Raw genomic sequence first — 11,978 nt, 5'->3', positions numbered from 1 at the left:
GCGGGCCCAGAGTGCCGCGCGCGGCCGCGAGGTCCGGCGCTCCGGTCTGGCCTCGCGCCAGTACCTCGTTGAGCCTGGTCAGCAGCTGGCGGGCGTCGTCGCGGACCGCGCCGAGGCCGGCGGCCAGCTCGGGCTTGTGGCTGTCCTCGAGCTCCTCCAGGAGCATCTCGGTGTAGCCGATGATGTGGTTGAGCGGCGTGCGCAGCTCGTGGCGCAGCTGCGCCGCAGGGTCGATGCTCACGCGCCGGCGGCCCGGCCGAGGACGACCTCGATCTTCTCGAGCAGCCGGGCGAGATCGATGGGCTTGGTGTCGAAATCGTCGCAGCCGGCCGCGATGGCCTTCTCCCGGTCGCCGGCCATGGCGTGCGCGGTGAGGGCGATCACCGGGATGGATCGGGTCTCGGGCGCGGCCTTGAGCTGGCGCGTGGCCTCCCACCCGTCCAGTCCGGGCAGGCTCATGTCCATCAGGATCAGCGCCGGAGGCTCCGCGCGTGCCATGGCCAGGCCCTGCTCGCCGTCGACCGCGATGGCCACCTCGTACCCGCGCCGGGTGAGGCGGCGGGAGAGCATGTCCCGGTTCATCTCGTTGTCCTCGACCAGAAGGATCTTGACCATCAGGCCGTCGGTCTCCGGCGGGCCACGCTGCTCGCCACCAGCTCGCGCACCTCGGCCAGGAGCTGATCGCGGCCGTGCGCGCCCTTCTGGAGGATCTTCTGGACGTAGCCGTTGAGCCGCTCGTGGTCCTCCCGGGACAGATCGCGGGCGGTGATGACGACGATCGGAACGGCGCGCCAGGCCTCGTGACGGCGAAACTCGGCGGCGAACTCGAACCCGTCCATCTCCGGCATCATCAAGTCCAGCAGGACGACGCTCGGCGAAACCTCGCGCAGGCGCTCGAGAGCCACGCGGCCGTTTTCCGCCTCCACCACCGTGAACCCCTCGGGCTCGAGCATCCGCCGGAGGAGCTGGCGGAGCACAGCGTCGTCGTCCACCACGAGCACTGGGAGGTCGCGCCGGTACTTCTTGAGCACGGCCACCAGGCGCTCGCGGTCGATGGGTTTGGTCAGATAATCGGCGGCGCCAAGCGCATAGCCCAGATTCCGGTCATCGACGATGGTCAGCATGATGACGGGAATGTCGGCCACCTCGGCGTCGGCCTTGAGCGCGGAGAGCACCGCCCAGCCGTCCATGCCCGGCATCATGACGTCCAGCGTGATCGCGTCGGGCCGCAACTCCCGGGCCCGGCGCAGGCCCTCCTCGCCGCCGGACGCGGTGACGACGCGGAAGCCTTGCTTGCTGAGGAAGCGCTGCATCAGGTCGCGCACCGCCGCCTCGTCGTCGATCACCAGGACGGTGCCGATGCCGACAAGCGCGCGGGCTGTGGCCGGGGCCGTGGGCTCCTCGACCGCCTCGGCCACGTGGGCCGGTAGCCGGATGGTGAAGGTGCTGCCCCGGCCCGCCTCGCTCTTGACGGTGACGTCGCCGCCCATCATCCGACAGAGCCGCCGGCTGAGGGCCAGGCCGAGGCCGGTCCCGCCGAACCGCCGGGTCGTGGCCGCGTCGGCCTGCGAGAAGGCCTCGAACAGCCGGGTGAGCTGCTCCGGTGTCATGCCGATTCCCGTGTCCGCCACGCTGAACACCATCCAGTCCTGGCCGTCGAGCCGTTCGCGCTCGACGGCCAGCGCGACGGCCCCCCGCTCGGTGAACTTGCAGGCGTTGCTCAGGAGGTTGAAGAGCGCCTGGCGTACCTTCGTCAGGTCCGCCCGCATCGTCCCGATTCCATCGGGGCAGGCGACCTCGAGGCGGTTGGCGTTCTTGGCAGCCAGAGGCTGGATCACCGCGGCGATGTCCCGGACCAGCGCGGCCACATCGAACGTCTCGAGGTAGAGCTCCATCTTGCCCGCTTCGATCTTGGACAGGTCGAGCACGGCGTTGATGAGCTCCAGCAAGTGCTTGCCGGCCGCGTTGATCTTCCCGAGGTCATCGGTGAACTGCTCGGCCCCCAGGTCGGCGGCATCCTCCTGCAGCATCTCGCTGTAGCCGATGATGGCGTTGAGCGGCGTCCGCAGCTCGTGGGACATGTTGGCCAGGAACTCGGACTTGTGGCGGTCGGCCACCTCGAGCTGCCGGCTCTTGTCCTCGATCTCCCGGAACAGCCGCGCGTTCTGGATGGCCACCGCCGACTGAGCGGCGAAGGTCTTGAGGAGGTCGATCACCTCGGGTGAAAACTCGCCCGGCGTCTTCTTGTTGACGGTCAGCCCGCCCACCAGGTGGTCCTCGCGGAGCAGCGGGATGGCCAGCAGGGCCCGGGTGCCCGTCCGCAAGAGGACATCGCGCAGGGGGCCATGATACGCGCCCGTCTGGGCGATGTCAGGAATCTGGACGGGCTCACGCGTCCCGGCCATGCGTCCCAGGACACCTTCGCCTCGTCGCACCGTCGTGCGCCGGGCGACGGTGACGACCTGCTCGTCGAGGTTGTTGGTGGCCCGGAGCTGGAACTCCTCGGTCCGCTCGTCGTACTCGTAGACGGAGCACGCATCCGTGCCGGCAAGGAGCTGGTTGGCCCGAGACACGATCGTGTCGAGCACGGCGTCGAGGTCGAGGGTGGAGCTGAGGGCCTGGCTGACCTCCCCCAGAGCCTGGAGCTCCTGGACCGAGCGGGTGAGCTGGGTCGTACGGGCCTGCAGCTCGGTGAGCAGCCGCGCGTTCTCGATGGCAATGGCCGCCTGGTCGGCAAAAGTCTCCAGGAGCGCGATCTGGTTGTCGCTGAACGGCCGGACCTCGAACCGGTAGATGGTGATCACGCCCAGCAGCTCATCCGCCCTGAGCATCGGGACGGCGAGCACGGTCCGGGTCGCGGTCGGGTCGGCCTGCCCGATCCGGTAGGCATAGTCCGGATCGCTCTGGACGTCGTGAATGTGGACTGCGCGCCGCTCCAGGCAGGCCCGGCCTCCGGCGCTATCGCGCCCCGGAGCAATGGGATGGCTCTCGGCGAAGGCTCTGCGATCGGCCGAGACATTGTACGTGGCGACGACCCGCAGCACCTGACCGTCGAAGCGGAACACGAACGCCCGCTTAGCCTCGCACAGCCGGACGGCGTTCTCGGCCAGCGTCTCGAACACCGGCTGGAGATCGAAGGTGGACCGCCCGATCACCTTGAGCAGCTCGCTGGTGGCCGTTTGCTGCTCGAGCGCCACCCGCAGCTCGCTGTTGCGCGCCTCCAGTTCCGTGAACAGGCGGACGTTCTCGACGGCGATCACCGCCTGGTCGGCAAACGTCGATACCAGATCGATCTGCTTGTCGGTGAAAGGTCTGACCTCGCGCCGCCACAGTCCCAGGGCGCCGATCGGTTCGCCATCGCGCAGCATGGGAACCGCCAGCACCGTGCGCCACCCCGTCTCCTGGCGCACCGGGCTGCTGTACTCAGAGTCCTCTCGGATGTCCTGAATATGGACGATCCGGCGATCGACGATGGCACGTCCGGTCGCCCTGCCGCGCGTCGCCGGCTGCGGATAGACGCGACGCAAGATCTCCAGCTCGGCCGGAGTCGCGTTGTGATGAGCCGCGAATGTAAGCTGCTGACCGTCGAACCGGAACGCGGCCCCGAAGGCGGCGTCGCACAGCCTCGTCGCGCTCTGCACGATCGCGTCGAAGACCGGTTGCACGTCCGTCGGCGAGCGACTGATGACGCGGAGAATCTCGCTGGTCGCGGTTTGCTGCTCGAGCGCCTCGGAGAGATCGGCGTTCTTGGTCTGCAGCTCGCTCAGCAACCGCTGGTTCTCGATGGCGATGGCCGCCTGGTCGGCGAACGTCTCCATGAGGGCGATCTGATTGTCGGTGAACGGCCGGGCCTCGTGCCGGTAGATGAGGATGACACCCAACAGCTCATCGGCCCGGAGCATCGGGATCGCCAGCACCGTCCGCGTGGGTTCGATCTGCGCCACCCCAAAGGTGTATTCGGGGTCGTCCCGTGCATCGCGGATGTGGATGGTGCGCCGCTCGAGAGCGGCCCGGGCGGCGCCGCTGTGACGCCCCGGCGAAATAGGGTGTTGCTCGACGAAGGCTCTGAGCTCGGGGGAGACGTTGTGGGCGGCCACGACTCGCAGTACCTGGCCGTCGAAGCGGAAGATCAAGGCGCGTTCGGCCTCGCACAGCCGGACCGCGTTCTCGCCCAGCGTCTCGAAGACCGGTTGCAGATCGAAGGTGGACCGCCCGATCAGCTTGAGCAGCTCGCTGGTCGCCGTCTGCTGCTCGAGCGAAACCCGCAGCTCGCTGTTGCGCTCCTCCAGCTCCTTGAACAGGCGGACGTTCCCGATCGCGATGACGGCCTGATCGGCGAAGGTCTGCAGCAGCGCGATCTGCTTGTCCGTGAACGGGTTCACCTCGTCGCGTCGGAGATTGATGGTGCCCACCGCCGTCCCTTCCCGCAGCAGCGGCACGACCAGCGTGGTCCGATAGCCGAACTCACGAGCGAAGGCGCTACCCACGGGGAATCTCTCCGAATCGGTCTGAAGATCGGGCACGTGAACGACCCGCCGTTCGAGCACGGCGGTTCCCCCGACGGTCCCTCGGTTGATCGGGACCAGGCGGCCTGCCGGGCTCGGAATCGGTCCGTAGTGCGCGGCGATCCTCAGGCTGTCCCCCTCCCGGTAGAAGATCTCGGCATCCTTGGAGCCGCAGAAGCGGGCGGCGCTCCTGACCACCGTGTCCAGGACGGGCTGGATATCCGTCGGCGAGGTGCTGATGACCCTCAGGATCTCGGCGGTGGCCGTCTGCTGCTCCAGGGCCTCGGTGAGGTTGGCGTTCTTGGTCTGCAGCTCACTGAGCAGCCGCGCGTTCTCGATGGCGATGGCGGCCTGGTCGGCGAACGTCTCCATCAGGGCGATCTGGCTGTCGGTGAACGGCCGAACCTCGTGCCGGTAGATGATGATCACGCCCAGCAGCTCGTTCGCCCGGAGCATCGGGAGGCCCAGCACGGTCCGGATGGGATCCACCTGGGTCGCCCCGTAGGTGTACTCCGGGTCGGCCAGGAGATCGTGGACGTGTATCGTGCGCCGCTCGAGGGCGGCGCGCGCTGCCGTGCTCCCGCGGCCGGGGGCCATGGGATGCTGCTCGACGAAGGCTCGGAGCTCGGGCGAGGCGTTGTAGGCGACGGCCAGTTGCAGAAGCTGGCCATCGAACTGCCAGATGAACGCGCGCTCGGCCTCGCACAGAGTGACGGCGTTCTCGGCCAGCGTGTCGAAGACCGGTTGGAGGTCGAAGGTGGAGCGCCCGATCACCTTGAGCAGCTCGCTGGTCGCCGTCTGTTGCTCGAGAGCCACTCGCAGCTCGCTGTTCCGAGCCTCAAGCTCCCTGAACAAGCGCACGTTCTGGATGGCGATGACCGCCTGGTCGGCGAAGGTCTGCAGGAGGGCGACTTGCCTGTCGGAGAACGGCCGGGGCGTCCCCCAGATATGGACGTTGATGCTGCCGATCGGTACACCATCGCGGAGCATGGGTACTGACAGAACGCTGGCGAGCCCCGCGCTCACGACCGCCCGGATGTCGTACTCCCGGTCCTCGCGGAGATCCGGGACGTGGACGGGCCGCCCGCTCAGGATCGCCCGGCCGGCGGCCGACCCCCTGTGAGGCCTCATGGGGAACACGCTCCTCAGCGCCTCCGTCCGTTCAGGGTCGGTGTTGTCGAGCGCCTGCAGGTGCATCAACTCGCCGTCATAGATGACGACCTGCGAGCTACCCGCCTCGCACAGGCGGCGGGCGTTCTGCGCGATCGTATCGAAGACCGGCTGGACATCCGTCGGCGAGCTCGAGGTGACTCGCAGAATCTCCGCGGTCGCCGTCTGCTGCTCCAGGGCGTCGGTGAGGTCGGCGTTCCTGGCCTGCAGCTCGCTGAGGAGCCGCGCGTTCTCGATGGCGATGGCGGCCTGGTCGGCGAAGGTCTCCACCAGGGCGATCTGATCATCGGTGAACGGCCGGACTTCATGCCGGTACACGATGATGACGCCGAGCAGTTCATCCATCCTGAGCATGGGGACCCCGAGGATCGTCCGGTAGGGATCTACCGAGGTGGACCCATAGGTGTATTCGGGGTCGGTACGGACGTCATGGATGTGTATCGTGCGCCGCTCGAGGGCGGCACGCCCGGCGCAGCTTTCGGGACCGGGGCCGAACGGATTCCGCTCGATGAACGCGATAAACTCGGTGGAGGCATTGTGGGCAACGACCAGTCGCAGCACCTGACCGTCGAAGCGGTAGACGAACCCGCGTTCGGCCGCACACAAACGCACGGCGTTCTCGGCCAGCGTCTCGAATACGGGCTCGAGGTCGAAGGTCGAGCGTCCGATAACCTTGAGCAACTCGCTAGTGGCCGTCTGCTGCTCCAGGGCCACCCGCAGCTCGCTGTTGCGGGCCTCCAGCTCTTTGAACAGGCGCGCGTTCTCGACGGCGATCACCGCCTGGTCGGCGAACGTCTTCACGAGCTGGATCTGCGTGGCGGTGAAGGGCTTCACTGCTCGCCGCGTGCATCCGATCACACCGATCGGCTGGCCATCACGCAGAATGGGGACGGCCAAAAACGTCCGATAGGCCCCCGCCCGCTGGAGCACCTGACGGGTCCGGGCGTCGTACTCGGGATCGGCCTCGATGTCCTCGACATGCACCGCCTGGCCTTCGAGCACGGCCCGTCCCATGATGAAGTTGCGCAGGGGCGGTCGCGGAAACAGGCTGTGATACGCCTGGATCTCTTCCGCGGACATGTGGCTGGTCGCCATCAGATGGAGCAACCCACCGTCGTAGCGGGCCGCCGAGCTGAGATCGGCGTCGCACAGGCGAGCGGCATTCGCGACGATCGCCTCGAACACGGGCTGGACGTCCGTCGGCGACCGCGAGATGACCCGCAGGATCTCGCTGGTGGCCGTCTGCTGCTCCAGGGCCGCGGTGAGGTCGGCGTTCTTCGCTTGCAGCTCGCTGAGCAGCCGCGCGTTCTCGACGGCGATCACCGCCTGATCGGCGAAGGTCTGGAGCAGCGCGATCTCGGCGGGGGAGAAGCCCCCGACCTCGCGCCTGGTCACCGCGATGACGCCGACGGATTCTTCTCCTCGGAGCATCGGAACCGCGACGATGGAACGGAAGCCACGGAGCCGGGCATCATCGCGCAGCCGCGGGCCCCAGGCGGGATCGTTCTCGGCGTCCGCCACGTGCTGCACGGTCCGGGTCATGACGGCCCGACCCGCCGGATACGCATCAGTCGGGCGGTGCGGTCTGCCGAGCTGCTTCAGGAAGACCTCGCTACTACCGGGCAGCCCGCCGCGCGCGGCGGCCGCACGGACGAGTCCGCCCTCGTGACGGAACACGACCGCCGACCAGGCGCCGAACAGCCGCATCGCGCTGTCGGCGATGGCTTCGAAGACCGGCTGGACATCCGCCTGAGCCTGGCTGATTGTCCGCAGAATGTCTGCGGTGGCGGTCTGACGATCGAGGGCATCGGTGAGATCGCGGTTGCGCGCCTGCAGCTCCGTGAACAGCCGCGTGTTCTCGATGGCGATCGCGGCCTGGTCGGCGAAGGTCTGGAGGAGCGCGATGTGTTTATCCGAGAAAGGCCTGACCTCCGTGCGCCGAATCACGATCACCCCCAGCGGCGCGCCGTCACGCAGCAGGGGAGTGGCCAGGATGGTCCGGACGCCCGCCACCGCGGGCCAGGCCTTGAGATCGGGAAACTCGGTGTCGATTTCTGCCGCCTGATCGTGGACGTGGATCGTCCGTCGGTCGACGACCGCGCGTGAGGACGGTCTACCGCGAGTCAGCGGATAGGTCTCGCCCACGGGCCCCGCGATGGGTACCGGCCCACGATGTGCCACCCGCCGGTAGACCTGGCCATCGACGCGATAGATCTCCGCGTCACTGGCCTCACAGAGCCGTGCCGCACTGTCCGCGATCGCGTCCAGCACCGGCTGAATGTCCCTGGGGGCGCTACTGATGATGCGCAGGATCTCGCCGGTCGCCGCCTGCTGCTCCTGCGCCTCGGTCAGACCCTTCTCGAGCCTCGCCCGCTGTGCTCGCTCCTGGTCGAGCGCGTTGCGCAACGCCTCGAGCTCCAGGCCGAGCTCGGCCTTGGTGGTCCGCGCCATCACTCAGCCTCGGTGCCGGGAGAGCTGCTCGGCCCGGAGCGCGGCGATGTCTTCGGCGGAACGGTTGAAGATATCGGGCACTGGCCAACCCTGGAGCCCGGCGTAGGCGTCGATCTGCGAGCGATGGTGGACCTCGTGCTCGACCAGCATCATGAGGATGCGCCAGCCGGACAGGGTCGAGCCCGGGGTGTCGATCATCTCGACGCGCCGGCTCAGCCAGGCGTCGGGAGTGTCTTTCAGCAGCCCGACGAAGCGGGTCGCCGAGGTCTCGAGCCAGGAAAGCCAGGTCCGCTGATCGTCAGGCTCCAGTTCGGCGGCGGGGGCGATCCAGCCCTCCTGGCGATAGGCGCTGCCGAAGTACAGGCGGGCGATGCCGATGTGTCCGACGATCTGGCCGATGGACCACCCCGCCTCTCCGCTGACCGCCGGCGGACGCCACGCCGCTGCCTCCGGGGGCAGGGCCGCCACGTCACGAGCGGTTCGTCGAGTGACGCTATCGAAGAACCGAAGGTAGGACGCGACATCGGTGATCATGCCGTCCTCTGGTCGCCCGGCAGGAAGCCACCAGGTCGAGCGTAGCGAGAGTAGTCCACGGTATCAGCGACCGTCAAGAAGCCGCTCGACCTTTGACCGAAGGCTCACGGCGTAGCTCGGCGACGACCGCGCTGTAGCTGGACCGCAGCACCGCGGCGTCCGACGAATAGTTGATGATCGTCGCCCCGAGCGCGATCATCTGGCGCACGCCGTCCACGCTGTCGGTCAGCATCGCCACGGCCTTGCCGTGCTTGCGCGCGGCCTCTACGAGTCTCCGGCGATGCTCGTCGAGCACCTGGCGCTGAGCAGGAGTGCCCAGCACGCCCAGGTCCTGGGCCAGATCGGTCGGCCCCAGGGTGAGGGCGTCGATGCCGGGGACCGACGCGATCTCGTCCAGCCGCTCGAAGGCGCGCTTGCTCTCCAGCATGATCGTCACGTGGACTCGCGCGTTGGCGGCGGCCATGTGCTCGTTCGGCGTCAGCGGCCGGTACTCGGTGTGCGGGCCGAAGCCGTACATGCCCCGCTCGCCCAGAGGCGCATAGCGGCAGCACGCCGCCACCACCACGGCCTGCTCCGGCGTGTCGACCTGGGGCACATGGAGATTCCACACCCCGGCGTCCAGGAGCCGGGTGATCCACTCCCGATTGCCTTCGGGCGGACGCACCACGAGGGGGAAATCCAGCGCGCGGGCCAGCGTCGCCATGTCGGCGACGGTCTCCATCGAGAACGGGGAGTGCTCCATGTCGACCCGGGCGAAGTCGAGGCCGGCCGACTTGAGCAGCGTGAGGACGGCGGGGGTCCGGATCATGGTCACCCAGGTCCCGATCTGCTCCTCGCCCCGCTCGGCGCGCATCCTGTAGGCGTTGTCGTTCATGCCGGCGCCTCCGTGGCCCGCCACTCTACACCACCGGACGAGCATTTGGGGTTCCCGGGCACGTATTTTGGGTTCGACGCGCGGTGAAACATCCGGGCCGACTCGGCGCTAAGCTGGCGCCGATCAGATGGGAGGAGCCACCATGATGGAACCCGACATCGCGTTCGTGGCCGATCTGCTCAGCGACGCCTCCCGCGCGGCCATGTGCATGGCGCTGGCCGGCGGCGAGGCCCGGCCGGCCGGAGAGCTCGCCGCCCGCGCCGGCGTCTCGGCTCAGACCGCCAGCAACCACCTCGCGAAGCTCGTCGCCGGCCGCATCCTGCGCGTCGAGCAGCAGGGCCGGTGGCGCTACTATCGGCTGGCCGGGCCGGAGGTCGGGCATGCGGTCGAAGCGCTGGCCGTCGTCGCCCCGCCGCTGCAGCGCCACGCCGACGCCAACGGGACAGATCCTGTCGCCACTCGGGTGAGGGAGGCGCGCACGTGCTACAGCCACCTGGCCGGCAAGCTGGGTGTGGCCCTCGCCGATGCGCTGGTCGCCCAAGGGTGGCTCGCGGACGGCGACGGCGATTATCGGCTAACCCCCGAGGGCACGCAGGCCCTGCGGCCCCTCGGGATCGAGCTGAAGAGCCGCTCAGGTCAGACACCCGCGCGCAAGTGTGTAGATTGGACGGAGCGCCGCCACCATGTGGCCGGTCCGCTGGGCACCGCCCTCGCGGAGCTGGCGCTGCGCCGCGGCTGGGTGCGCCGGCTTCGCGGGACTCGTGCGCTCCTGGTGACGCCGGCGGGACGGCTTCAGCTCGCGCGAGTGTTCAAGGTTCGGATCTGAAAGGCGGCAAATTCTTGAGAGCGCGAGGATGCAAGACGTCGATCGCCCAGCCGACGTCGAGGGGCTCCCCCAGCCAGCCTGGGCACGAAGTACGCGGGTGGATGTTGAGGCCCTGCGCTACGTGGCCTGATCGAAGCGCGTGCGCCGGATCGGCAGGCGCTGCGGCCGGCGATGGAACCTCGGGGATGAGCCGCCCGTCTGGCCGGCAGAATCGCAGCGCGCCATCGGACTCTCGATCGACCTGAAAGCCCTCTTCGTGGACCGCCCGGTGGTGCCGCCGACAGAGCAACGTGCGATTCGAGAGCGTGGTGGGGCCACCTTGAGCCCAGTGCCGGATGTGATGTCCCTGGCCGAAGCGGACGCCGCAGCCCGGGAAGCGACAGCCGCGGTCGCGGTGCTGCAGCGCTCTGCGCAGGGCGGGTGGGATCGTCCGCGTTCGGGCGCCGATTTCCTGCAGGCGCCCGTGCCTGTCATGGCGCATGACCACCCGGCCGGCGTCGCAGGCCAGGCGCTGGGACGTTCCAGCTGGAACGCGTGTGCCGTCCTCGAGGACGGAGTGGCCAGGCGCGTCCTGGTCGGCCAGGAGCTCGGCATCGACGTGGACGACCACCTGGTAGCGTTCGCCTGGGGCCCCGGGATCGAGCCCGCGGTGCAAAGCCGTCTCCGCTAGCAGCGCCAGAGCGTCGGCCTGCTGCTGGGCCAGCGAGGAGGTGTCGGTCACGACCGAAAACGTTCCCAGAGGTGCAGCACACGTTCCCGCGGCAACGTCGCCCGAGCTGGTGCGGGGTACACCCGAGGTGTTGGTTTCATCGGAGCGTTCCTGCTCCTTGGCGCGCTCGTTCTGATACAGCGCGTATCGAACTCGCGGATGAGATCAAGCAGGCGAGCCGTCGCGGCGTCCAGGTGAGCGGCCAGCTCGGCGATCTCGTCGCCGAGCCGGTCGAGCTCTGCGGTTCGATCGTCGGTCGGAACACGAATTGGCGAGAGAATCCCCATGTCGCCCCCTTGTTGGGGCGACTGTACACCCCGATTTCGGAGGGCTCTGCGAGGGGGCACGACACACGATCTCTTCGGGATCGACCTTTTTCGCGAGGACATCGCGTTCTATGGCCCTACAGCCCTTTGCGGAGCGCTGGGCAAGCCTGAGTGAAGCAGAGCCGGCGGACGCTCGGCGCGCCCCGGGGACTTGTCAAGTAAGCAAAAATTCAGACACAAGCTCGTGCCGCGAACCCGCGCCGTGGCCTGACCATTGACGGTAGGCGCGGCTATTGGCTGCCGCGACGGAGGGACGCGCTCCAGACCGCCGCCGCTACCCCGCCAGCACGAACGGCACGCCCGCGCGCCTGGCCACCTCGCGCAGCTGATCCATGAGGTCGTCCGGGATCGGTACGCCGTCACGAAGACGCTCGGCGCGCGTGGCCATCTCCGGGTCCCCGGCGACCAGCACGGGTTGCCTGGGGTCGGCGGGCCGGGCGTCGTGGAGCACGTCGATGACCTGATCGAGGTCGTTCTCGAACTCGCCGTCGGGCCGGAAGGCGCGCGGGTCGATGGCGAGGAAGAAGTGGCCGATGTTGTGGGGGTCGGAGGGCTTCTGAGTCCGGTTGCGGATGGGCGAGAA

9 protein-coding genes are annotated in these 11,978 nt (G+C 68.5%); 1 reads left to right on the top strand and 8 read right to left on the bottom strand.

Annotated features, from left to right (window positions below; all coding sequences use genetic code 11):
- From VFR64_03390 to VFR64_03370, 5 genes are all read right to left on the bottom strand, one after another.
- Positions 1-241, bottom strand: a 241-nt coding sequence (locus VFR64_03390; protein ID HET9488790.1) for a histidine kinase dimerization/phospho-acceptor domain-containing protein, incomplete at its 3' end; no start/stop codon positions are given.
- Complete coding sequence (locus VFR64_03385) at positions 238-615, bottom strand: response regulator (GenBank protein HET9488789.1); 378 nt, start codon at positions 613-615, stop codon at positions 238-240. The genes VFR64_03390 and VFR64_03385, both read right to left, overlap by 4 nt.
- On the bottom strand, positions 615-8,126 hold the full coding sequence (locus tag VFR64_03380; GenBank protein HET9488788.1) for a GAF domain-containing protein: 7,512 nt from the start codon (positions 8,124-8,126) through the stop codon (positions 615-617). The genes VFR64_03385 and VFR64_03380 overlap by 1 nt, the downstream gene beginning before the upstream one ends.
- Positions 8,127-8,129: 3 nt before the next feature.
- On the bottom strand, positions 8,130-8,660 hold the full coding sequence (locus tag VFR64_03375; protein HET9488787.1) for a DinB family protein: 531 nt from the start codon (positions 8,658-8,660) through the stop codon (positions 8,130-8,132).
- A gap of 73 nt (positions 8,661-8,733) precedes the next feature.
- Positions 8,734-9,534 carry an aldolase/citrate lyase family protein gene (locus tag VFR64_03370; protein ID HET9488786.1) on the bottom strand — a complete coding sequence of 267 codons (801 nt, stop codon included), beginning with the start codon at positions 9,532-9,534 and terminating at the stop codon, positions 8,734-8,736.
- A gap of 142 nt (positions 9,535-9,676) precedes the next feature.
- Between VFR64_03370 and VFR64_03365 the strand changes: the two genes are divergently transcribed.
- Positions 9,677-10,360, top strand: a complete 684-nt coding sequence (locus VFR64_03365) for a metalloregulator ArsR/SmtB family transcription factor (protein ID HET9488785.1) — start codon at positions 9,677-9,679, stop codon at positions 10,358-10,360.
- On the opposite strand, the gene VFR64_03360 is transcribed toward VFR64_03365, so the two are convergent.
- The 3 genes from VFR64_03360 to VFR64_03350 all read right to left on the bottom strand — a co-directional run.
- The gene (locus VFR64_03360; GenBank protein HET9488784.1) at positions 10,344-10,841 is read right to left on the bottom strand and encodes an HNH endonuclease signature motif containing protein; all 498 of its coding nucleotides are present in this window, start codon (positions 10,839-10,841) and stop codon (positions 10,344-10,346) included. The genes VFR64_03365 and VFR64_03360 overlap by 17 nt on opposite strands.
- A gap of 236 nt (positions 10,842-11,077) precedes the next feature.
- Positions 11,078-11,356 (bottom strand): hypothetical protein, encoded by a 279-nt coding sequence (locus tag VFR64_03355; GenBank protein HET9488783.1) that lies wholly within the window; start codon positions 11,354-11,356, stop codon positions 11,078-11,080.
- Between the two features lie 313 nt (positions 11,357-11,669).
- Positions 11,670-11,978: Ldh family oxidoreductase (locus VFR64_03350; GenBank protein ID HET9488782.1), on the bottom strand; the 309-nt coding region annotated here is incomplete at its 5' end.

The sequence above is a fragment of the Candidatus Methylomirabilota bacterium genome, assembly GCA_035709005.1.
Taxonomy (GTDB): Bacteria; Methylomirabilota; Methylomirabilia; order Rokubacteriales; family CSP1-6; genus 40CM-4-69-5.
The sequence above is the reverse complement of the archived record's forward strand: the minus strand, read 5'-3'. Positions and strand labels throughout refer to the sequence as shown.

Coding starts and splice junctions, on each gene's coding strand:
- VFR64_03365 (HET9488785.1), top strand. CDS start 9,677: ATGATGGAACCCGACATCGCGTTCGTGGCCGATCTGCTCAGCGACGCC.
- VFR64_03355 (HET9488783.1), bottom strand. CDS start 11,356: ATGGGGATTCTCTCGCCAATTCGTGTTCCGACCGACGATCGAACCGCA.
- VFR64_03375 (HET9488787.1), bottom strand. CDS start 8,660: ATGATCACCGATGTCGCGTCCTACCTTCGGTTCTTCGATAGCGTCACT.
- VFR64_03385 (HET9488789.1), bottom strand. CDS start 615: ATGGTCAAGATCCTTCTGGTCGAGGACAACGAGATGAACCGGGACATG.
- VFR64_03370 (HET9488786.1), bottom strand. CDS start 9,534: ATGAACGACAACGCCTACAGGATGCGCGCCGAGCGGGGCGAGGAGCAG.
- VFR64_03380 (HET9488788.1), bottom strand. CDS start 8,126: ATGGCGCGGACCACCAAGGCCGAGCTCGGCCTGGAGCTCGAGGCGTTG.
- VFR64_03360 (HET9488784.1), bottom strand. CDS start 10,841: ATGCGCCATGACAGGCACGGGCGCCTGCAGGAAATCGGCGCCCGAACG.